Genomic DNA, 21,752 nt, shown 5'->3' on the forward strand with positions numbered 1-21,752 from the left:
CTCCGTAAAAACCTCACTTAATTATTTGGGGTTTTTACGACCGCAACTAAGAAACTGATGCTTCATATTTCACAAGGAGGTCACCCTATGTCAAACATTAGAATTGGTCTGGTTGGACTTGGACGATTAGGCATGACTCATGCCACCAATATTGCTAAAAATATTCCTGAGATGGATTTAGTGGCAATCTGTAGTCTAAATCAAGACGAATTAACCACCGCACAAGCTCTCTTGGATGTAAAAGAAACTTATTTGGACTATCAAGACATGTTGGCAAGTCCTAATCTGGACGCCATTGTCATCGTCTCACCTTCTGGTTTTCATTGCCAACAGATTCAATTGGCATTAGAGGCGGGCCTCCATGTCTTTTGCGAAAAGCCGATCGGTCTCTCACTAGCTGAAATTGATCAAACGCTGGCTGTGATTAACACCCATCCGCACCAAAAGTTTATGCTGGGATTTATGAGACGCTTCGACGACTCTTATCAATATGCCAAACAGCTGGTAGATGCAGGAGAATTAGGCGAACTAACCGTTATTAGGTGTTATGGCATTGACCCTAGTAGCGGTATGGAAAGCTTTGTAAAATTCGCAGCTAACAGCAACAGCGGAGGTATTTTTGCTGATATGGCCATTCATGATATCGACTTAATTCGTTGGTTTAGTCAGCAAGAGATTAACCGGGTTTGGGCTCTAGGCAAAAACGCTGCTTACCCAGAGTTGGATCAAGTGAATGAGCTGGAGACGGGCACAGCGATGATGCAATTAAGTGATCACAGCATGGCACTACTAGTGACGGGGCGTAACGCAGCTCACGGCTATCATGTTGAGACAGAACTCATCGGGACAAAAGGCATGTTGCGAATTGGCGCCGCTCCTGAGAAAAATTTGGTAACTCTTTATAACGAGCAAGGCGTGGTTCGTCCCACAAGTCAAAATTTCCCTGAACGTTTTGGTCAAGCCTTTCTCACTGAAATGAAGGCTTTCGCCACCAGTATTATTGAAGATTTACCCACTCCTATCTCGGGAGTTGACGGCTTACAGGCAACGAAAATTGCCGCGGCTTGTCAACAATCTTTCGAGACAAATGAAATTGTTGAAATAGACTAACTGTTGAATTGATAGTAGCACTACGAGGAGGAAAACTTATGACAACTGCTTCACGGATTAAACTGGCAATTGCACCGATTGCTTGGACCAATGATGATATGCCGGAACTAGGAAAAGAAAATTCTTTTGAACAATGTATCAGTGAAATGGCGCTAGCTGGGTTCACTGGCACTGAGATCGGCAATAAATATCCGAAAGATCCTGATGTTTTACGCCCTTATTTAACCTTACGACATTTGGAAGTAGCCAGTGCTTGGTTCAGTGCTTTTTTAACCACTCAACCATTTGAAGAGACGGCTGGCGCTTTTATTAAACACCGTGACTTCCTTCATGCGATGGGAGCTAAAGTGATCGTCGTCTCAGAACAGGGACATAGCATTCAAGGACAAGATTTACCTGTTTTCACAAAAAAACCGGTCTTCACTGAGGAAGAGTGGCAACGCTTAACTGAGGGGTTAGAAAAGCTTGGTGACTTAGCAGCCGAGAAGGGCATGGCGATTGTCTACCATCATCATATGGGAACTGGCGTCCAAACAACAGCAGAGATCGATCGTTTAATGGCCGAAACTCACCCGGACAAAGTCTCCCTATTATTTGATACAGGCCACTTAGTATTCTCAGGCGAGGACCCTTTGGCTATTTACCAAGCTCATCAAAAACGAATTAAACACATTCATTTTAAAGATATTCGCGAGGATGTGGCAAAAGAAGTGGTGGCAGAGGCGGACAGTTTTCTGACTGGCGTTAGAAAAGGCGTCTTTACCGTCCCAGGCGACGGCATGATTGACTTTAAACCTATTTGTGAGGCCATCGACGCCAGCCAGTATGAAGGATGGGTCGTAGTTGAAGCTGAGCAAGACCCAGCATTAGCTAATCCATTGGAATACGCCATTAAAGCTCGGAACTACATTAAAGGCACTTGGGCGATTTAACTGGCTCCCTGAGGTAATATAACGGAGACTGACTCCGCCAAATAGAAGGAGGAAACAGCATGACAAACACAATAACAGTAGGTGTGGTAGGTGCCGGTAGAATCGGAAAATTACATGTTGAAAACATGTTGCGAATGGACGGTGTTAGCGTCAAAACCATTGCCGATCCATTCGCCGAACGCGCTCAAGAATGGGCAGACAAGCTACACATCCCCCACTTAGTAACAGATCCAAATGAGATTTTCTCTGATTCAGAGATTGAGGTCGTCTTTATTTGCTCACCAACTGACACTCATGTGGACTTAATCAAGCGTTCCGCTGCTGCTAACAAACATATCTTCTGTGAAAAACCGATCAGTTTTTCTGATGAGGAAACCATGGCTGCCTATCAGGCTGTCAAAGAAGCAGGCGTTCAGATGCAAGTTGGCTTTAATCGACGATTCGATCAAAATTACGCTCGGGTGAAAAATTATGTAGAGACGGGCAAAATCGGGGAGCTCCATATTTTGCGCATTACCTCCCGTGACCCAGAGCCACCCACTCTCGATTATGTAAAAAGCTCTGGTGGTATCTTTATGGACATGACCATTCATGATTTTGATATGGCTCGCTTTGTGGCTGGCGAAGTAAAAGAAGTCTACGCGACAGGCGCAGCATTAGTCAATCCTGATATCGCGACTGTCGGTGATATAGACACCGCCCTCATTCAATTAACTTTTGAAAGTGGTGCTCTAGGGATTATTGATAACAGCCGGCAAGCCGTTTACGGCTACGATCAACGTATTGAAGCCTTCGGCTCAAAAGGCAGTGCAGAAAGTGCCAATGAAACAGAAACCCGCGTGAAGTTTTCATCTAATGAGTCTGTTAGTGAAGACCAACCACTTCACTTCTTCTTAGAGCGGTATAATCATGCCTACATCGATGAAGTGCAACAATTTTTCACGGCTATTCAAACTGACTCGGCTGTCCCTTGTACTTTTGAAGACGGCATTATGGCTCAACGAATCGCAGCTGCCGCTAAAGAATCATTGACAACCGGACGCCCAGTTGCTGTTAAAAAAATCCAATAGAAAGATTAGAGGAAGTTCTATGGCATTTGTCACTTTAAAGGACGTCTTAATCAAGGCACGAGCAGAGCACTACGCGGTTGGACAATTTAACATCAACAGCGTCCAGTGGATTGAAGCTATCTTGAAAGCCGCCCAACTTAATCAATCGCCAGTAATTGTGGCGGCTTCTGATCGGCTTATTGATTTTTTAGGTGGCTTTGACTGGATTGTTCTGGCCGTCAAAGAAACCATGTCACGGCTGGAGATTACAGTTCCTGTCGTCCTTCACCTAGATCACGGACAATCAGTAGAAAGCTGTCTAGCAGCGATTGACGCAGGCTTTTCTTCCGTGATGTTCGATGGGTCTCATGAATCCCTTTCTGACAATATCCGTCTGACAAAAATCGTCACTGACTATGCTAAAAAAAATGGTGTCTCCGTTGAAGCAGAAGTTGGAACGGTTGGCGGCAATGAAGATGGTTTAATCTCAGGGATTCAATACGCTGGGCTAGCAGACTGCTTGCGCCTAGTCCAAGAAACAGGGATTGATGCTCTAGCAGCCGCTCTGGGATCGGTTCACGGGGAATATGTCGGCAAACCTCAACTGGGCTTCACTGAAATGGCGGAGATCGCTGAAGAATGTCGCATCCCACTAGTTCTCCATGGCGCTTCTGGTATTCCTGAAGCTGATCTAACAAAAGCAATACAATTGGGACATGCTAAAATAAACATTAATACCGAGGCTAATCAAGCATGGTTTCAATCGCTTAAAGAGTCTTTAGCTTCTGCTCCCAAGAACCACGAACCACGCTTGTTATTGGCGCCAGCCACTGTTGCTATTTCAGATGTTGTCAGTGAAAAAATCAGACTTTTCGGCTCAGCTGGAAAAGCCTAAATACTGAAAAAAGAAGCTTATCGCTGATAAGCTTCTTTTTTTGCAACAAACTGACCTTTTTATGCATCCTAACTAAAAAAGATCGCTCTGATCAAAGTCCCCATGGTATAGTTATTTTCGAGGAGGAGAGCACGTGAAATTATTTTTTACAACCGATAGCGAACAAGCAAGAGATACGACAAAAATCACCACTCACCCAGATAAGCAAACAAGCTGGCAAGAGATGGAGCGGGCCCTAAGCCAGCGAAAACAACTGACTGTCATTAACGCTAAAAATGATCGTCACGTAAAATTAGAATTGCAACAAGTCGTGGCAATTGAAACAGAAGGATCTATGTGCAACGTTCAAACCTTAGACGGTGCCATGTTTTTGTTAAACCAACGACTCAAAAGTGTAAATGAGGCGCTCGCAAATACTCGGGTCATGCAAATCAACAATCAAGTGATGGTTAACTTAGACCATGTCACACAATTTGTCTCAGCCAGCAATGCTCGCATTGAATTGCATCTGCCCAACCAGCTAAAATATTATGTCAGCCGCCATTATCTCAAACAATTTAGGAGGAATTTTTTATGAATCAAACACTTAAAAACCAATTTTTTCAGGTCTTCAGCATCACCATTATTTGGGTAACCTTACTGCTTAGTCTTTTTACCCAGTCGATGGAACCTAACCTTTTATTCCTTTGGCGAATCATCGGCATTGCAGTGATTGCTGCTCTATTATTCGGTGTGCTTTACACCAGCTTATGGAGTTATTTCACCTTGCCCGCCACCGCCAATATCATCATTTCAGCTAGTTTAAATCTGGTAGGAGGATTGGCAACTGTTTGGCTGTTGTCACCAGAAATGTTCACACGCATCTTCCCTTGGACTCTCGGGATGCTAGTGCTCTCACTTATCGGGCATGTTCTTGGCTTTTACGTCTACGCCAAACGATTAAATAATCGTGATGTGGCGCATTTAAACAAACTGCTTAAATAAAAGAGCGACGAGAGTTCTAAAATTACTCTCGTCGCTCTTTTTATCATATACCGTCTTTTCCTTTATGACCTTTGCTAGCTTCAATTGGGTATTTCTCAGCATTTTTAACCAACTTGGCTAAAATAATCTCAGAAAGGTCCAGATCTAAATCCGTCGCTAACATCATACCATAGATAAAGACATCAGCTAGTTCTTCTTTGATATTAGGCAACGTCGTGGCAACCGCTTCTTCACTGGTCTTCCACTGGAAATTTTCCAGTAGTTCTGAGGCTTCCAGAGACAATGACAAACTCAAATCTTTGGGATTGTGAAACTGGCGCCAATTGCGCTCATCTCTAAACTGATTCACTGCAGCAAGTAATTCTTCCATCGTAAACCTCCTTCCAACTATGCTTCTATTCTAGCATAGTTAGCGGGGGCTTATTTAAATTCAGCTGGATACATTTCTTTGGCCAACAATTCCATGCCTTCAATGCCGATATAGCCATAACCAAACATGTAGTTATAATCCACTGCATAAATTTGTTTGTTTTTAATGGCTTGTAAACTGGAAAGTTTTGCATTGCTATACAAAGCGTCTTTAACTTCTTCTGGTGAAACCCCACCTGTTGTGGTCCAGTCAGGAATAATCAGAACTTCTGGATCCGTTTCAATCAACGCCTCGATGCTGATATCTCCTTCAGTTTCAGCATAAACATTATTGAGTTTGACCATCTTAAATAAGTCGTTAAAGAAGGTTTCGTCTTTCGCCCCATAAACAGAGACCTCATTTGGATCTGTAATAAATAATAAAGCAAAGTCTTTTTCTTCTTTAATTGTTGATAAGCTGTCTTGAATCGCTTTTTGACGGGTTTTCAGTTTCGTTGAAAACGCCTCTGCCTGATCTTGAACGCCGAATAAATTGCCTAAGTTCTCAATGTCGTCATAAACCGATTCATATGTCCCGCCAGTTACTGATGATGCCAAAACAAAGGTTTTCATGCCCATCTCGTTTAAGGTATTTACCGTTCCATTTCCCCATTCAGCATTATCGAACAAGCCACCACGACCAAATATTAAATCTGGATCTTCGCCTAAGGCGATCTCCTTGCTAATATATTCTTCGCCTAAAGAGTGTAATTGATCAAACTCTTTTTCAACTTCTTTATCTGGTTCACCAAATACGGCTCCAACCCCAACTATTTTATCTTTTAACCCTAGATGTAACAATAACTCAGCTGCTGGACGGGTATTGGCAACGACCCGTTCAGGTGCCTTGTCAAAGGTTTGATCAACGTCTTTCCATTCTGCCGTGGCTTCTGCTCGACCGTAATTTTTGATGGTCACTGGATAAGCCGCAGCCTTGTCAGACGTGCTGCTTTCCGTTTTTTTCTCAGTGCTACCACAGGCACTTAAGGTGATTAAACTAATTAAAATAGCTGCCGCTAATAATTTCTTTTTCATTGATAGTCTCCCCTGGCTAAGCCAATTATTTAATATGATAGACAAAATTTAAATGCCCGGTAATCGGGTTTGTAAAGGTTTGACACTTTACATCGTATAACGCTTCAATGGTTTCTGAATTAAAGACCTCTTCTGGCGTTCCCTGAGTATGCACTGCCCCGTCTTTCATAGCATAGATATAGTCACAATATTCCGCTGCCATTTCCAAATCATGAAGAGCGGCTAACACGGTAATTCCCAAACCTTTGACACAATTTAAAATTTCCAATTGATAACGAATATCTAAGTGGTTGGTCGGTTCATCTAAAATCATAAACTCCGGTTGTTGGGCAATTGTTCGTGCCAAAACCACCCGTTGCTTTTCTCCCCCTGATAAAGCCAAGAAACTACGGTCCTTATAGTCCAATAAATTGGTTCGTGTCAAAGCATCTTCCACAATCGCCAAATCTTTGCTAGTATCTTGTTCCAGCAAACCTTTATGTGGTGTTCGCCCTAGTAAAACCATTTGCATCACCGTTAAATCAAAACTCATCTCATTGAATTGACCAACAACCCCTAACTTTTGTGACACTTTTTTAGCTGGGGCCTTTAAAACGTCCAACTGATTTAAAAAAACCGTGCCACCACTTGCTGGTAAACTCTTATAAATACTTTTGAGCAAGGTTGATTTCCCACAGCCATTGGCACCGATGATGCCAACAAATTGGCCTGGCTTTACGTGCAAATGTAAATCTTTCACAATACGGCGTGGCCCAATTTTCACATTTATTGCGTCTACAGTTAGTTCCATTTGCTAGCCTCCAAAATTATAAGATTTTTTGATGATCATGTAAATAAAGAGTGGCGCTCCAATCACTGAGGTGATGATCCCGATTGGCAATTCCACTGAAGTAATCAACGTTCGTGACAAGATGTCCGACCAAATCAGAAATAACGAACCAATCAACAACACAACTGGCATCAAACGACGATGATCCGACCCAATAAAACCACGGGTTATATGCGGGATTATCAAGCCCACAAAGCCAATCATCCCTGCATATGCCACAATCGTTCCCGTTAAAAGAGCGGTCATCATCATGTAAATTCGACGATACTTACCTAAATCAATCCCTAAGGTAATTGCCGCTTCATCTCCTAATAGCATGGTGTTTAAAATTCGGTGCTGAAATAGAAACAATCCACAGCCTAAAATCACGACCACCGCTAATATGGGAATTTTTTGCCAACTGGCAGACGCCAAGCTGCCCATTGACCAAAAGGTAACGGTTTTAATCCCTTCTGCGTTATTGGCAAAAAAGATGATTAAACTGGAAAATGAGCTACATAACGCACTGATTACGGTACCTGATAAAATCAGTTTTACCGAGGTAATTCTTCCACCAACACTGGCGATTACTAGAACAGCTACCGAAGCTGCCAGTGCTCCTGCGAAAGCACCAAAAGCCACTCCAAATTGGGAAAAAATAGCATCCGTCCCTAAACCGATTAAAATAGCAAACGTGGCACCTAATGATGCTCCAGACGAAATACCCAAAATATAAGGATCAGCAATTGGATTTTGAACAACCGCTTGTAAGACTGTTCCACTGACGGCCAATCCCATGCCAATTAATAAGGCAAAAATCACTCGGGGAAAGCGCAGCTGCCAAATAATATTAACCGATGCTTGACTAGCCAGATGTTCCACTGAACCCAACAAACCGCCAGATAATTTATAAATCATGATGTTCCACGATTCGCTAAAGGGAATCATCACTTGGCCAACCGAGATGGAATAGACCGCTGATAAACTAATTCCCAGCACTAATAACGCTAAAAAAAGATAATACCAATTACTTTTTTGTAAAAACCTAATTCCATGGCTATTTCCCATAACTTGCCTCCATATATTTTCACCATTTACTAATTGATACTGATAATCATTCTCAATTATAAGGGAAAGTTACAGATAACACAATCAAATTTTTAAACTTTCCCTCATTTTCTTCTCATTTTCAGAAAAAGCAACTTTATGGTGCTGTTTCTCACACATATGAAGACTAAGAGTAACCTAAAACTTGACAACTCAGGTGAGTCGCAAAAAGAGCACCTTTCCCAAAGGAAAAGTGCTCTTTTTGTGGCTAAGGGTGTTTCTGTTAGAGATAAACTCTTTCAAAACGCCAAGCATTATAATTTTTTGATGTTTTATCTCCTTATATCGTTACGTGTAATGAGCTAAGGACGTAAAGCATGTTTCTTATAACGATACTACATAGTCGAGCTAGCTTCTGGTTCAGAGGCATGTTCTGCTTCATGGCTATCAAGGGATGTCGATGGTAAACCATTGGCTTCGCGCTTGGCAACAACTCGTTGAATAAGTGTTTTCAGGATAACTGGAGCCAAGATAGTGGTAATGATCACGACCAGAACAAGTGCGCCATAGATATCCAAAGATATCAGCTTACTTTCTAACCCCAGACTTACTAAAATCAAAGCCATCTCACCACGTGAAATTAAACTGGTACCAACAATCGCACTACTATCCCGATCAAAGCGACTTGCTCTGGCGCCCATATAGCCCCCGACAAACTTCGTAATAACCGCTAATACGCTAAAAATAACAATTAACGCGATGTTTGAACTTAAACTTGAAAAACTGACATTTAAGCCAATACTTACAAAGAATACAGGTGCAAACAATGATAAAGTTAAGCTTTCAACTTTTCGTTCTAACATGTGGCCGATATTTGTTTGAGAGATAATAACTCCAGCGAAAAAGGCGCCAATAATGTCTGACATGCCAATAAAAGCTGCTAAGTAACTAAAACCGAAACACAGGGCTAAACCTAAACCTAAATTACGTTCTGGAGCCTTCATTTTCTTAAATAACTTCAAGATTGGTGGCATCAGTAACTTGTGAAATGCAAAGATAAAGATAAAGAACAAAACATTGCTGACTAACATCACCCACAATGGTTTACTTTCTCCTGCTGAGACTGAACTGTTTAAAACGATGTTGAGCAAGATGATGACAATAATATCATCTAAAACAACTGCCCCAATAACAAGAGCTCCTTCTTTCGTTTTAACATAGTGCAGTTCCTTTAACACTTGAATCGTAATACTCAGGGACGTAGCACCAAAAATCAACCCAATAAATAAGGCCGACATGGTTGAAAATCCCATAATAGTTGAGGCAATATAAAAACTAACAAAAGGAACAAATACTCCTAACAAACCGACGATTAGTGAGGGCGTAAAGTACTTTTTAAGGGTTTTCAAATCACACTCCAAACCTGCCAAGAACATGAGAAGAATCACGCCTATTTCAGCAAATAAGTGAATGCCCTCGCTTTGCTGGACAATGCCGAAGACTGCGGGACCAACTAAAATCCCAACAAGTAAGCTTCCTAAAACTGAAGGTAATCCTACTTTGATAGCTAAGCTATCTGCTAATTTTGTCAAAATCAAAATAAGCGCTAGTGTTAATAAAAAATTCATAGACTCTTCCTCTCCATATATTGGATTGTAAGGGAGACAGGGTGTTAACACACAAAAAGACGGTGAAGTAAAAATTGAAAGAAGCAATAACTGAAGAAAAGTTGTTATTGCAAAAATTACCGAGAAAAAAGTGAAAAAAATAGATGGTATGCTTTTATCCGTTCATATTAAGAGTCACGAGTTTTAATGTTCCACAGGAACCAAACAGTTGAACAGTTATTATGAATGACCATTAGATGACCATCTTGTTTACTACTATCATTCAGTTCTTTGTTAACATTACAACTAATACTTAATTATATAAGAACAAGACTTATGTCACTTCTTCATCTACATAACTAAATATATCTGTCACATCAACATTGAAATAACGGGCGATTCGAAATGCCAAAATTAACGATGGCGAACAGTGATTTTTTTCCATTAAAAAAATGGTTTGTTTAGACACACCGACAGCTTCAGCCAAGGCCTGTTGCGACATTCTACGTAAAACTCTGTACTCGTATACGCGATTCTTTAACGAATCCCCAAAATCCCTCTTCACTCTTTTTCATCTCCTTACTTTTAACAGTATAAACTAAATTGGTATAAAAGTAAAAAATAATTTACTTTTATACCAACTAAATGTAATATGCAGTTCGAAATACAATTATTTATACAAAATAAAAGACCTCCAAACGGCTTTAGCCTTAGAGGTCTCGTAAATTATTGGTCTTCATTTTCTTTATGTTTAACTTTGTCGATTAACTCATTAGCTTTTTCAGCAATATCTTCGACACCTTCTTCGACTTTTTCTTTTGCTTTGCCGAAAAGACCTTGGGCTTTACCTTTTAACTCTTGACTCTCATCACCAGTTGCTTTACCTAACGCTTCGTTAGCCTTACCTTTTAGTTCGTCTTTATTTACCACGTTATGTCCTCCTTTTTTAGGGGTGCTTCTTTTGATAATGAATCCTTTGTGCTTATTCAATTATCCCACCTACCGTCCATAGAAGTAAAACATAACGCTTTAAAATGAAACATTTCGCTTAAAAAACAACCATTAATCAGAAAAACACACCTATTCTGCTGCTTTCTCACGGGCTTGTTGGCCAACCTGATAGGCTTCCTGAATAAAGTTATGCTCTTGTTCCAACGAGGACAAGATATGATAAGGATCCTTTACCTTGACCTCTTTATGTTGAAAATAAGCAAACATGGCATAAAAATACTTTCTTTCTAAGGAGTGAGCATAAAAACAGCCATCCAAATTAAGGTTAATCTGCTCCTCATCTTTAAGCCTAATATGAGCCTCAAAGCGTTCTCTTAAGGCAAAAGCCTGTCGTGGTCGATAAACCACTACCGTATTAGGACTATTATAACCTCGCGTTTCAAAAAAGATCGTGATCGTTTCAATCTCTGAGTATGGGACAAAGACTGTTTGACGCTTACCAATTGCTATCAACAGTAAATAATACAGATTAGGTAAGACCGTCCGAGCGCGTGTGTTGCCATGAAACACTCTAAGACCGTCTTTTTCTACGGTAAAATAAGCATAATAACGTTTAAAGTCGAAAAATGTCATCACTAGTTCCAGTATCAAAATAAACAAGGCAATCGGTATTAAGGTTAATTTGTCCATTAAATCCGAAGGAAAAAACATCATCATTAACAGTATTCCCGGGAAAAATAATAGCCATCGCAATTGGGCAAAACTTTTAGGTTTATCAAACTCAAACGGCAGTGGCAAAAAGAACTGCTCCTTGACAAGAGTGTCCAATGGAATCTGCAGATATTCACTTAGCAAAATCAAATTATCAATGCTCGGCAACGAATCTCCTCGTTCCCATTTTGAAATAGATTGCCGAGAAATATGCAAGTAATCGGCAAGATTTTGTTGTGTGATATTTTTTTCTTCACGGTATTTACGAATGTTATAGGCGATAACCATTGCTGAGTTCTCCCTTCATGTATAGATGTGTTATTCTTGTAAAAAGACCAAGAATACATCTCTAAGAATAACATTGTTCCCGGCTTAAGACACGAACTTTATAGTTGCATGACTGTCATACCAAGGGTTTCCTCAGGAGGATTGCCCTCCTACTTACTATCAGTCCCCTCCAGATTTTCCAGAAAAATTCAGCCAAAAAATAACGCAATTTTAAGGTAAGTGTTTACAAATAAAAAAATTGTGCTACAATGAGGAAGTAAATTAAGGATTGTAACTGTTCGGCAGGCAAAACCTAAATTGACAGAAATTTATCGATAGGACTAGTGTGCTCATTTTTATGGGACCACTCTCTTATGGAAACTTTCTTTCAGTTTAGGTTTTTTTTGTTGGCAAAAATCCAACTAGGAGGAATTATACATGAGTAAAAATAGAGAACTGGCAAAAGATGTGTTGACTTTAGTTGGTGGAAAAGAGAACGTCAACAGTGTCGTACATTGCGCGACTCGGCTTCGCTTTAAACTAAAAGATGAGTCAGTTGCCAAAACAGCTGAACTAAAAAATCACGATGGTGTCATCCAAGTGGTGCAGAGTGGTGGGCAATATCAAGTGGTCATCGGCAGTCATGTCAATGATGTTTACGCAGAATTATCTGATATTTCTGGTTTAGGAGAAAGCAACAGCGACACTAGCGAAGGCAAAGGTGGCAATATCTTTAATCGTTTAATCGACATTATCTCCAGCATCTTTACCCCTTTCCTTGGTGCCATGGCCGGTGTTGGGGTCCTTAAGGGCTTTTTAACACTAGCAGCCGTTGCCGGTTGGATTGCCACAGATTCAGGTACTTACAAGATTTTATTTGCGGCAGCAGATGGCTTTTTCCAATATTTGCCAATCGCTTTAGCCTTTACATCAGCTAAGAAATTTAAAACCAATCCTTATATCGCATTGGCGATTGCAGCGGCGTTGGTTCATCCAGATATCAATGCAGCGGCGGCAGCTGGCGGATTAAATTTCTTCGGCATTCCTGTCATTATCGGTAGCGGTGGTTACTTATCAACTGTTATCCCGATTATTTTAGCTGTAGCTGTTCAAGCTCAAGCCGAAAAAATCGCTAAAAAGATCTCACCTGATTTCTTAAGTATTATCTTAGTTCCTCTATTAACCATCACAGTAATGGTGCCCTTAACCTTTGTTGTTTTAGGCCCGATTGGAACGATTGTCGGAAATGGTTTAGGTAGTCTATACAACGGCATTTATAACTTTAGTCCAATGATTGCCGGTTTGGTAATGGGGAGTATGTGGCAAGTCTTTGTCATGTTTGGTATGCATTGGGGCTTTGTGCCAATCATGATGCAAAATCTATCAGAATTGAACTACGACACAATGGTACCGATGTTGCTGGCTGCTGTGGTTGCCCAAGCAGGAGCTTCTCTTGCTGTTATGATTAAATCTAAAGATCCAAAACGAAAAGCATTGGCTGGTTCTGGTGCCTTAACAGCGGTCTTTGGAATTACTGAGCCTACCGTTTACGGGGTGACATTGCCACTCAAAAAACCTTTTATTGCCGCTTGTATCGGTGGAGCTGTCGGTGGGGCTATCATCGCCGCTGCTCAAGTTAAAAACTTTAGTTTCGGTTTAGTGAGTGTCTTGAGTTTACCAAGTTTTATCAGCACGATTGACGGTGTCACTTCTAATGTGATGATGGCAGTTATCGGCTCCCTTGTGGCGATTGTCATTGCCTTTGTTTTAACACTTGTTTTAGGTTTCGATGAAGGGCTAGCTGATACAACGGAAGCACCAGTGGCCCCATCAGCTGAGTCAAAACAATCAGAACTATTAATTAGCCCATTAACAGGGGCCATCGTCAAGCTAGATCAAGTAACGGATGAAGTCTTTTCTTCTGGCGCGTTAGGTAAGGGCATCGCGATTGAACCGACAATTGGGGAATTACGAGCACCTGCTAACGGAACGATTACCACCATTTTCCCAACTGGCCATGCGGTTGGGTTGACAACTGACTCTGGAATTGAAGTTTTAATGCACATCGGCATGGACACTGTCGAGTTAGAAGGCCAAGGTTTCGAAAAATTTGTGGCGCAAAACGATGTGGTCAAAGCAGGAGATCTATTGGTTAAATTCGACATTGCTGCGATCAAAGAAGCGGGTAAACTAGTCATCACGCCAGTGGTCATTACCAACTCCAGTGATTACTTAGATGTCTTGGACTTAGATCAAATCGACGTTATTACTGGTGAAGAATTTTTAACTGTTGTAAAATAAAGAATAAAAGGGGTTTTTATGATGAACGGAAACAAATTTCCTGATGGCTTTTTATGGGGTGGCGCAACTGCTGCCAATCAATTAGAAGGAGCCTTTGATGTTGACGGCAAAGGACTGTCTGTTGCCGATGCCATGCCTGGTGGTAAAGGTCGTTTCGCCGCGCTAGGCAGTGCTGATTTCGACTGGAGTATTGACGAAAGCAAATACACTTATCCTAATCATAAAGGAATTGACCACTATCACCGCTATAAAGAAGACATTGCTTTATTTGCGGAAATGGGCTTTAAATCCTACCGCTTCTCGATTGCTTGGACACGTATCTTCCCTCTGGGTACGGAAGATACCCCCAACGAAGCCGGGTTAGCTTTTTACGAAGCGATTGTCGATGAATGCTTAAGTTATGGCATTGAACCGGTTATTACGATTTCTCATTACGAAATGCCACTCCATTTGGCAAAAGAATTTGGTGGCTGGCAAGATCGCCGTTTAGTGGGATTTTACGAAAAATTTGCTGAAACAGTTTTAAATCGTTTGGGTCAAAAAGTTACTTATTGGATGACTTTTAACGAAATTAACTCGGCTTTCCATTTTCCAGCATTAAGCCAAGGAATTGTGCCTGCCACTGGTGGAAACAATAAGCAAATCATTTTCCAGGCTTTCCATCACCAATTTTTAGCTAGTAGCTTAGCAGTCAAAATCGCCAAAAAAGTTAACCCTCAAATTAAAATGGGCTGCATGATCATTTACGGCACCTCTTACGCTTGGGATACCAATCCGAAAAACCAGCAAGCAAACTTAGAATTAAATCAGGAAATGAACTTTTTCTGTGCCGACGTTCAAGTCCGTGGGGAATATCCCGCCTACACACAACGCATTTACAACAAATACGGCTTTGACTCGATTGAAATGGAAGCTGGCGATTTAGCTTTACTCAAAGAATTCCCTGTTGAGTACATCGGCTTCAGCTACTATATGTCCAGCGTTGTCAACGCCACTGATCCTGAAGCTGCTAAAGCGATGGGCAACCTCCTTAGTGGGGTTAAAAATCCCTTCTTAGAAGCGAGTGAGTGGGGCTGGCAAATTGATCCTGCTGGGTTGCGAATTGCTTTAAACGAGTTGTACGGCCGCTACGAAGTCCCTCTCTTTATTGTAGAAAATGGACTTGGGGCAATTGATGAAGTCGATGAGGATTTCTATGTAGCCGATGATTACCGCATTGATTACTTGCGCAGTCACATTGATGAAATGGCCAACGCCATCGCTGATGGTGTTGATTTAATCGGCTATACCCCATGGGGCTGTATCGATTTGGTGAGTGCTTCAACTGGAGAAATGTCTAAACGTTATGGGTTTATCTATGTTGATTTAGATGATAACATAGAAGGAACTGGTAATCGTTACAAGAAAAAATCCTTTGACTGGTATCAAAAGGTCATCGCAACTAATGGCGAAGATTTAGCATAAGGCTGTAGAGGAACAAATTCAGAAACGAGGGAGTAGCAAGATGATTATTGAAAAAGTTTATAATAATAATATTGTGCTCTCTCGTAATGACATGGCCGAAGAAGTCATCGTGATGGGGCGCGGACTGGCTTTCCAAAAACAAAAAGGGGACAGTCTTGATAAAGGGCTTATTGAAAAAGTTTTTATCATCGAAAATGCCGATGAAAACGTTCAATTAAAGAAATTAATTCAGGACATTGATTTAGAGGAAATTGAATTATCCAAGGAAATCATTTTAATCGCTGAAGACACCTTGAAACGAAGCTTTTCCAACACTATCTATTTAAGTTTTACTGACCACTTGCACTATACAATTGAACGTGCTCGGGAAGGTATCTTCATTCCTAATCCATTGCTTTATGAGATTAAGCGATTTTATCCCAAAGAGTATAAACTGGCTTTACAAGCTTTACTGATGATCGAAGAACGATTTGGTCTGCACTTTCCAGAAAGCGAAGCCGCATTTATCGCGTTGCATTTGGCTAATAACATGGCTACTCCCGATGGAATGGCCATTACCATGAAAAGCACAGAAATCGTCCGCGACATCTTAAGTATCATTAGCAATTTTTTTGGTATACTCTTCGACGAGACCAGTCTGAGTTATACACGCATGGTAACTCATCTTCAATACTTCGTCCAACGAATCTTAACTGATAAAAGCTATGAAGAAAAAGATGACTTTTTATATGAGCTCGTCCAAAGTAAATATCCCAAAGCCTTTAAATGCGGATTGCGAATTAAAAGCTACTTGGAAAATAAACGAACGTTAGAAGTGAGAGAATCTGAAATGATTTACTTGGTCATTCACATCAATCGAGTGGTTCAGGAAGCTGAAAAACAATCAATGTAAGATAAAAAAGAGTCGACTTGCTGCCAATGGGCCTCAGATCGACTCTTTTTTCTTCTCTCTAACATCAGGCGGCCATGTGGCAAGCCCTCACTTAAGCAACTGAGTCCTTTGTCTAGGCATATCGAACAATCAAGGCAATATGTTGATACTTGCTTAGATAGCCGTTCGGCACAAAGACCACTTCTCCACCATAAGCCACAACCGTATGAATGATTTCATTGACGATATCATCTACGATCTCAGCCCCTGTCACATCCTCTTTCAAAATCAGCCCCTTGTCTTCAACAGTGGCCGATTGAAAAAAGTCCTTTTCCACATACAGCTTTTTACCACGGCCATCCGTTACCGCTCGGTAAATATTGCTTAATTCATTGACCAGTTTATTGTCATTCTCGGCTTTTTCCAAATCAGCGAGAGACTGCTTGATCTCATCAGCGACATAGGCTGCAATAACAGGGTAAGCAGCTTTGGCAAGTTCTGAGGTGGTCGTCTTGCCACTATCAAAATTGCCATGAATGCTGCCGATGATCCATTCATCTTGATTGGCCACTTCACGATAAAATTCAATATTGCGCTCCACACCGGCCAGGACAACGGGCAAAGGGTTTTGACTATAAATTTTACTGAAAACTTTATCTCCCCGATTAAAAAACTCACGAATGTAGTTGTTACGGACAGCGCCAATTGAATTTTGTGTCGGATCACTGGAGTAAAGCATCTCATTGGCAAAGGGCAGTTCCTCATTTTTAAATTCTTTCACAAATTGATCATTGTAAAACTCAAGCACACGAATCTCCTCTTGGCTTAAGGTTAACACATAATAATGTTCAGTCTGTTTGATACCACGAATTAAATTACGAGTAACAAATTTATCGTCAATCTTAACCGCATCTTTTTCAATATGAATCGGTAATTTAACAGCTTTGCGATAATCCTCTGAAGCAAATAAAATCAATGTATCTAAGGTTGTTTCGTAGGTTAATTCATTTTCCAAAGCCCTTAAATTCTCCATAACGGCCCAAGCAACCCGTTTATCGTACAACTCCAATAGGCGAGTTTCAGCATCCTTAATCAAATTTTTTAACACGATATTGTTTTTTTGGCTTTTTTGATTCTGGCGGTCAGTACTTAAAGAAATGGTGACGGACGGTTCACTGCTTAACTCACTGAGTTCTTTCAATTCCGAATAGTACATAAACTTCCTCCTAATAGTTTGACGATCTTGTAAGTGGTTACAAAATTATCATAAAGGTTCTTAGTGAATTAAGCAAAGAATAACCTCTCGAATCAACTTTTTTTGGGCGGCAAGGAATCTTACTAGCACTTTATGGACCTTTTGATTGAGTTATGTCGCCGGCTTACCATCACAGTATTGCCCTGCTGCTAAGCTAAAGAAGCAAGACTTGAAGTAAGTTCCTCAAGTCCTGCTGATTAACGAGTTACACCACCTTTTTTTAAGTACACCCGCTCTTGGGCCAAGGCTAATGTCGTCTCGCGGTGCGAAATGACTAAGACTGTTTTTCCATTAGCTTCTGCAGTCAATGTTTTGAGAATCGCCTGTTCATTCACATAATCCAAATTACTAGTTGGTTCGTCCAACAACAGCAATGGGCCGTCATGTAAAAACAAGCGAGCCAAACCAATTCGCTGGCGTTCACCATCGGAAATACTACGAGCTTGGCCCCCTATTTTGGTCTCATAGCCTTCTGGCAAGGTCATGATCCACTGGTGAATCGCCGCTTTTTGTGCGGCAACCTCAACCATTTCCTGAGAGGCGCCTTTACGACCTAACCGAATATTGGCACCAATGGTTTCTTCAAACAAAAAGGTACTTTGCTCCATGACGCTTTCCAGCTGGTGAAGAGAGGCTTCTTGAATGGTTGGCAGTGGCTCTTGATTAATGGCAATCCTTCCTTGTGGATCCCAATAACGCATCAATAACTTCACCAACGTGCTTTTGCCACTACCACTTTCACCACCAATCCCTAACCACTGGCCTCTTTTCAACGACAATGACAGGTCCTTTAAGATACCTTGTCCTTCTTCATAACCAAAACTAACATCTGCTAGCTCAACATCTGTCAATTCAGCAACAACTCTCTGACTGTCAGCAAAAGAGACGGTCGGCTGTTCCTGGTTTAAATCGTATAAGCGGCGTCCGCTTGCTAAGGTTGTTACCAAGGCACTGCCTAATCCGTTTAATGCCAACACGGAACCAAAAGAACTTAGACTAAGAACTGTACCGACTAACACGGTGGCTACGGGTAACTGAAGCAGCGTGCCTGTTAAGAAAACGCTACCAGCAGTTCCAATTAGGAGGCCTTCGCTCATTATTTGTAGACCACTTCCTTGAGCTAAGCGTTGCTGATACTGTTGATTTAAAGCTTGACCACTGGTTTTTAATTTCGCCAGCCGCTGTTCTTTCAAGCCAAATTGAAAGATATCTTGTAAACTGGCAATATTTTCCATGACTTGTTGATTTAAGCCAATAAAAGCCTTTTGATAAGCTGGACCACTTGTTTGATAACGACGATAGCTCAAAACAGGCAATGCGACACCTACTATTAGCTGGCCTAATAATAACAGCAACCCCAATCCTAAATGATAACTGGCGAGATAACCAACTGTCACTAGTGTTGTCCCTAAAGCGATAAACACTGGGGAAACCGTATGGGCAAAAAAGACCTCTAGCGCTTCGACATCTGTTGTGATTGCTGCCACTAAGTCGCCACTTTTTTTTCCTGCTAATCTAGCAGGACCTAGTTGCCTTAAGGTAGCGAAAATTTGTTGACGAATAATTGCCAATAACCGAAACGCAATATCGTGATTTAAGTACTGCTCACAATAGCGAGCCACACCTCGAATCACACCACAGCCAACCATCATCACTAAACATTTTTGAGGGTTAACAGGTTGTTGCGATAGAATAGCCAAAACACCTTGTAAGCCGATAATCGAGATCGCAACAACGGCTAAATTGCTGATAATTCCTAAGAAAATTGCCAGTATCATCCGACCTTTTAAGGGTTTAACAAAGGATAGTAACCAGCGAATAATCGTCCACTGTCTCATCTTATATGCCCCCATTCATCAAATGTTTTTCTTCTAAGAAATAGTTTTTAAAATAAGTCGAGTGAGTTTGAAGGTCGACTGGTCGACCAACTTCCACTAATTTTCCTTTTTCAAAAACTAGCAATTGATCGGCATTCAGAACATTGTAAAGACGATGAGAGATAAACACAACTATTTTATCTTTGGCCAATTCTTGCAGCACTCCTAGGATAATTTCTTCACTAATCAAATCCACCCCAGAGGTAATTTCATCAAAAATATACAGTTGCGCTTCTCGCAATAAGGCCCTTCCTAGCAATAGCCGTTGGCGCTGGCCGCCTGAAAGATTAGCGCCATTTTCCAATAGTCGTTCATCCAACCCCGTCGGTAAGGTTTCAACAAAGTCTTTTAAGCGAACTTTATCCAAAATTTGCCATAATTCGGCATCACTGGCCTGGGGCTTGCCGATCAATAAATTATTGCGGATACTTTCAGGGTACAGATAACCATGATTATCGACCAGCAGTCCTTGTTGACGAATCACCTCACCACTCAAAGCCGTTAAAGGAACATCGTTCCATAAAATTTGGCCTTGATACCCTGATAGCTGGTGCAAGAGCAGACGGGCAAAGGTACTCTTACCTGAACCGGATTTCCCCACTAAGGCAGAAAAACTGCCTTTGGTAAAGGCTGCAGAAACTTGGCTCAAGGTCCATTTTTGGTTCTTTTCATAGGCAAAATTCAACTCGTTTACTACTATTTCACTCAGTGGTTCTGGCCAAGTGGTTTGGGTGCCGTAAGTTGGTTCTGGCAGTTCCAAATAGGCGAATAGCTTGCCACAAGCACTGATACCATTCATGGCCACATGAAACAAAGAGCCCAACTGACGCATAGGTATAAAAAATTCCGCACTTAACAACAGGAACATCAGCATACCAACGGTGCTAATTGTCCCGTTTCCATAAGCGATTAATGCCAAACCAATGCCCAAAGCCGCTCCACTGTATGAAATAATATCCATGATTGTAATGGAGTTTAATTGCATGGAAAGTAGACTCATGGTGGCTTTGCGAAAACGTTCTGCGTCACTGGCGATGTCCTTTTGCTTGTCCTCATCTTGAGAATAAGCCTTTAATACACTTAGCCCACTGAGATTCTCATGAAATTTCGCCCCTAGGTTGGTGTAATCCGACCAATAACGGCCTAAAATCCGCTTGGCAATTTTCATTACTGCCATGATGACTATGGGGATCACCGGCATACATAAGAGCAATACCACCGCCGGTTGCCAAGCAAAGCCAACTAATGAGGCAAAAATCATCAGTGACGCCACTAAGCAATAAAATAATTGAGGCAAAAAGCGAGCGTAATAAATTTCTAATTGCTCAATACCATCGACAGCCAATTGAGTTAATGTGGCTGCTGGCAACTGACCTTGACTCTTGCCTAAGCGGAAGGCTTTCTCCATAACGGCTTCTCGCATGGCCAAGCGCAAATCCGCTGACGCGCGATAGGTCTGTTTTTCACTTAACTTTGTCAGTAAAGTCTTCCCTATTAAGACAAGGATAATCGTTCCTAAAACACCCCAAGCGCTCATCCCGTCTCCATGGAGGTAAGCCGCTAAATGACGGGCAAACATCAACCACAAGATTATCGACAAACCTAAGCTAATCACACGATAGAAGACGATTAGTAGCAAGGGGCCTTTCTCAATTAACTGAAAGAGTCGTTTATCAATCATAGGGCTCACCTAATTCAACTACTTCAGAAGTTTTGCCTCTTTTCCCCTTTAAGTACCATGTCAAAAAAATAACATGAGAGACATAGACGATTCCCATAGTCACTCGCATGACCAAATTATCGACTAACACACAGGGGATCAAGAATACGATAAACATCACAATAAACATTTTTATCATACTTTTAGTCGTCATCTTCTTTTTAACCAGTGGCTCTTCCACATATTTGTGATAACTCTCTGATTGAATAAATTTTGTGTGTAGTTTTTCTGAACTTCTCAGCCAGAAGAACCCTGTTAATAAATAGAACACCGTCGTCGGTAAAAATGGCACAAAAATGCCAATGGTTCCCAAAGCCAGTGCTAGACCACCTAAGCCAATGTATAATCCTTTTTTCATGATGCAATCCTCCGTGTTACGCCACAATAGGCGCGTTTAATGGTTAAGACAGAATGATCGATTAACACTAGTGGCTCACTGTCTACTTCTTTTTTAACTAAC

The 21,752-nt window shown here is 41.2% G+C and carries 21 protein-coding genes; 9 read left to right on the forward strand and 12 right to left on the reverse strand.

Features of this window, described 5'->3' with window-relative positions:
* Positions 1-87: 87 nt before the first annotated feature.
* The 6 genes from iolG (I6N95_RS09315) to I6N95_RS09340 all read left to right on the forward strand — a co-directional run bounded on the left by iolG (I6N95_RS09315) (position 88) and on the right by I6N95_RS09340 (position 4,970).
* A complete protein-coding gene (gene iolG / locus I6N95_RS09315; protein WP_209526927.1) occupies positions 88-1,110 on the forward strand; it encodes an inositol 2-dehydrogenase in 1,023 nt (340 codons plus the stop codon).
* 38 nt (positions 1,111-1,148) lie between these two features.
* The gene (gene iolE / locus I6N95_RS09320; protein ID WP_209526929.1) at positions 1,149-2,042 is read left to right on the forward strand and encodes a myo-inosose-2 dehydratase; all 894 of its coding nucleotides are present in this window, start codon (positions 1,149-1,151) and stop codon (positions 2,040-2,042) included.
* A 59-nt stretch (positions 2,043-2,101) separates the two neighbouring features.
* Positions 2,102-3,112, forward strand: coding sequence for an inositol 2-dehydrogenase (gene iolG, locus I6N95_RS09325; RefSeq protein ID WP_209526931.1), 1,011 nt, complete (start codon positions 2,102-2,104; stop codon positions 3,110-3,112).
* Positions 3,113-3,131: 19 nt separating this feature from the next.
* Positions 3,132-3,986, forward strand: coding sequence for a class II fructose-1,6-bisphosphate aldolase (fba, locus tag I6N95_RS09330; protein WP_209526932.1), 855 nt, complete (start codon positions 3,132-3,134; stop codon positions 3,984-3,986).
* A gap of 133 nt (positions 3,987-4,119) precedes the next feature.
* On the forward strand, positions 4,120-4,563 hold the full coding sequence (locus I6N95_RS27025; protein WP_209526934.1) for a LytTR family DNA-binding domain-containing protein: 444 nt from the start codon (positions 4,120-4,122) through the stop codon (positions 4,561-4,563).
* A complete protein-coding gene (locus I6N95_RS09340) occupies positions 4,560-4,970 on the forward strand; it encodes a hypothetical protein (RefSeq protein WP_209526936.1) in 411 nt (136 codons plus the stop codon). Before I6N95_RS27025 ends, I6N95_RS09340 begins: the two co-directional genes overlap by 4 nt.
* Before the next feature lie 43 nt (positions 4,971-5,013).
* Here the strand turns inward: I6N95_RS09340 and I6N95_RS09345 are convergent, their stop codons facing one another.
* The 8 genes from I6N95_RS09345 to I6N95_RS09380 all read right to left on the reverse strand — a co-directional run bounded on the left by I6N95_RS09345 (position 5,014) and on the right by I6N95_RS09380 (position 11,825).
* Positions 5,014-5,340 carry a MazG-like family protein gene (locus I6N95_RS09345; protein ID WP_209526939.1) on the reverse strand — a complete coding sequence of 109 codons (327 nt, stop codon included), beginning with the start codon at positions 5,338-5,340 and terminating at the stop codon, positions 5,014-5,016.
* A gap of 50 nt (positions 5,341-5,390) precedes the next feature.
* Positions 5,391-6,413, reverse strand: coding sequence for an ABC transporter substrate-binding protein (locus I6N95_RS09350; RefSeq protein WP_209526940.1), 1,023 nt, complete (start codon positions 6,411-6,413; stop codon positions 5,391-5,393).
* Positions 6,414-6,438: 25 nt separating this feature from the next.
* Positions 6,439-7,203, reverse strand: coding sequence for an ABC transporter ATP-binding protein (locus I6N95_RS09355; RefSeq protein WP_209526942.1), 765 nt, complete (start codon positions 7,201-7,203; stop codon positions 6,439-6,441).
* 3 nt (positions 7,204-7,206) lie between these two features.
* Positions 7,207-8,289 carry a FecCD family ABC transporter permease gene (locus I6N95_RS09360; RefSeq protein WP_209526944.1) on the reverse strand — a complete coding sequence of 361 codons (1,083 nt, stop codon included), beginning with the start codon at positions 8,287-8,289 and terminating at the stop codon, positions 7,207-7,209.
* Between the two features lie 374 nt (positions 8,290-8,663).
* A complete protein-coding gene (locus I6N95_RS09365; protein WP_209526945.1) occupies positions 8,664-9,896 on the reverse strand; it encodes a cation:proton antiporter in 1,233 nt (410 codons plus the stop codon).
* 313 nt (positions 9,897-10,209) lie between these two features.
* Positions 10,210-10,440, reverse strand: a complete 231-nt coding sequence (locus I6N95_RS09370; RefSeq protein ID WP_209526947.1) for a helix-turn-helix transcriptional regulator — start codon at positions 10,438-10,440, stop codon at positions 10,210-10,212.
* Between the two features lie 161 nt (positions 10,441-10,601).
* Positions 10,602-10,805: a CsbD family protein gene (locus I6N95_RS09375; protein ID WP_209526950.1), complete on the reverse strand. Its 204-nt coding sequence runs from the start codon at positions 10,803-10,805 to the stop codon at positions 10,602-10,604.
* Positions 10,806-10,955: 150 nt separating this feature from the next.
* Positions 10,956-11,825, reverse strand: a complete 870-nt coding sequence (locus I6N95_RS09380; protein WP_209526952.1) for a helix-turn-helix domain-containing protein — start codon at positions 11,823-11,825, stop codon at positions 10,956-10,958.
* Positions 11,826-12,242: 417 nt separating this feature from the next.
* Here I6N95_RS09380 and I6N95_RS09385 point away from each other — a divergent pair, with 417 nt between their 5' ends.
* Genes I6N95_RS09385 through licT form a run of 3 tightly spaced genes read left to right on the forward strand, consistent with a single transcriptional unit; the run spans position 12,243 to position 16,461 of the window.
* Positions 12,243-14,105 (forward strand): beta-glucoside-specific PTS transporter subunit IIABC, encoded by a 1,863-nt coding sequence (locus I6N95_RS09385; RefSeq protein ID WP_209526954.1) that lies wholly within the window; start codon positions 12,243-12,245, stop codon positions 14,103-14,105.
* Between the two features lie 18 nt (positions 14,106-14,123).
* Complete coding sequence (locus I6N95_RS09390; protein ID WP_430727531.1) at positions 14,124-15,569, forward strand: glycoside hydrolase family 1 protein; 1,446 nt, start codon at positions 14,124-14,126, stop codon at positions 15,567-15,569.
* 40 nt (positions 15,570-15,609) lie between these two features.
* Complete coding sequence (gene licT, locus I6N95_RS09395) at positions 15,610-16,461, forward strand: BglG family transcription antiterminator LicT (RefSeq protein WP_209526958.1); 852 nt, start codon at positions 15,610-15,612, stop codon at positions 16,459-16,461.
* 112 nt (positions 16,462-16,573) lie between these two features.
* Here the strand turns inward: licT and I6N95_RS09400 are convergent, their stop codons facing one another.
* The 4 genes from I6N95_RS09400 to I6N95_RS09415 form a co-directional block, all read right to left on the reverse strand.
* Positions 16,574-17,656: a baeRF3 domain-containing protein gene (locus tag I6N95_RS09400; protein ID WP_209526960.1), complete on the reverse strand. Its 1,083-nt coding sequence runs from the start codon at positions 17,654-17,656 to the stop codon at positions 16,574-16,576.
* A 236-nt stretch (positions 17,657-17,892) separates the two neighbouring features.
* Positions 17,893-19,533, reverse strand: coding sequence for an amino acid ABC transporter ATP-binding/permease protein (locus I6N95_RS09405; RefSeq protein ID WP_209526962.1), 1,641 nt, complete (start codon positions 19,531-19,533; stop codon positions 17,893-17,895).
* A gap of 1 nt (position 19,534) precedes the next feature.
* Positions 19,535-21,253 (reverse strand): ABC transporter ATP-binding protein/permease, encoded by a 1,719-nt coding sequence (locus I6N95_RS09410; protein WP_209526964.1) that lies wholly within the window; start codon positions 21,251-21,253, stop codon positions 19,535-19,537.
* Positions 21,246-21,650, reverse strand: a complete 405-nt coding sequence (locus I6N95_RS09415) for a YbaN family protein (protein WP_209526966.1) — start codon at positions 21,648-21,650, stop codon at positions 21,246-21,248. The genes I6N95_RS09410 and I6N95_RS09415 overlap by 8 nt, the downstream gene beginning before the upstream one ends.
* Positions 21,651-21,752 lie beyond the last annotated feature (102 nt).

The sequence above is a fragment of the Vagococcus allomyrinae genome (assembly GCF_017829975.1).
Taxonomy (GTDB): Bacteria; Bacillota; Bacilli; order Lactobacillales; family Vagococcaceae; genus Vagococcus_D; species Vagococcus_D allomyrinae.

What these genes read in the sequence shown, in the direction of transcription:
- iolG (WP_209526927.1), top strand. Translation starts at nt 88, where the DNA reads ATGTCAAACATTAGAATTGGTCTGGTTGGACTTGGACGATTAGGCATG.
- iolE (WP_209526929.1), top strand. Translation starts at nt 1,149, where the DNA reads ATGACAACTGCTTCACGGATTAAACTGGCAATTGCACCGATTGCTTGG.
- iolG (WP_209526931.1), top strand. Translation starts at nt 2,102, where the DNA reads ATGACAAACACAATAACAGTAGGTGTGGTAGGTGCCGGTAGAATCGGA.
- fba (WP_209526932.1), top strand. Translation starts at nt 3,132, where the DNA reads ATGGCATTTGTCACTTTAAAGGACGTCTTAATCAAGGCACGAGCAGAG.
- I6N95_RS09340 (WP_209526936.1), top strand. Translation starts at nt 4,560, where the DNA reads ATGAATCAAACACTTAAAAACCAATTTTTTCAGGTCTTCAGCATCACC.
- I6N95_RS09345 (WP_209526939.1), bottom strand. Translation starts at nt 5,340, where the DNA reads ATGGAAGAATTACTTGCTGCAGTGAATCAGTTTAGAGATGAGCGCAAT.
- I6N95_RS09350 (WP_209526940.1), bottom strand. Translation starts at nt 6,413, where the DNA reads ATGAAAAAGAAATTATTAGCGGCAGCTATTTTAATTAGTTTAATCACC.
- I6N95_RS09355 (WP_209526942.1), bottom strand. Translation starts at nt 7,203, where the DNA reads ATGGAACTAACTGTAGACGCAATAAATGTGAAAATTGGGCCACGCCGT.
- I6N95_RS09360 (WP_209526944.1), bottom strand. Translation starts at nt 8,289, where the DNA reads ATGGGAAATAGCCATGGAATTAGGTTTTTACAAAAAAGTAATTGGTAT.
- I6N95_RS09365 (WP_209526945.1), bottom strand. Translation starts at nt 9,896, where the DNA reads ATGAATTTTTTATTAACACTAGCGCTTATTTTGATTTTGACAAAATTA.
- I6N95_RS09380 (WP_209526952.1), bottom strand. Translation starts at nt 11,825, where the DNA reads ATGGTTATCGCCTATAACATTCGTAAATACCGTGAAGAAAAAAATATC.
- I6N95_RS09385 (WP_209526954.1), top strand. Translation starts at nt 12,243, where the DNA reads ATGAGTAAAAATAGAGAACTGGCAAAAGATGTGTTGACTTTAGTTGGT.
- I6N95_RS09390 (WP_430727531.1), top strand. Translation starts at nt 14,124, where the DNA reads ATGATGAACGGAAACAAATTTCCTGATGGCTTTTTATGGGGTGGCGCA.
- licT (WP_209526958.1), top strand. Translation starts at nt 15,610, where the DNA reads ATGATTATTGAAAAAGTTTATAATAATAATATTGTGCTCTCTCGTAAT.
- I6N95_RS09400 (WP_209526960.1), bottom strand. Translation starts at nt 17,656, where the DNA reads ATGTACTATTCGGAATTGAAAGAACTCAGTGAGTTAAGCAGTGAACCG.
- I6N95_RS09405 (WP_209526962.1), bottom strand. Translation starts at nt 19,533, where the DNA reads ATGAGACAGTGGACGATTATTCGCTGGTTACTATCCTTTGTTAAACCC.
- I6N95_RS09410 (WP_209526964.1), bottom strand. Translation starts at nt 21,253, where the DNA reads ATGATTGATAAACGACTCTTTCAGTTAATTGAGAAAGGCCCCTTGCTA.
- I6N95_RS09415 (WP_209526966.1), bottom strand. Translation starts at nt 21,650, where the DNA reads ATGAAAAAAGGATTATACATTGGCTTAGGTGGTCTAGCACTGGCTTTG.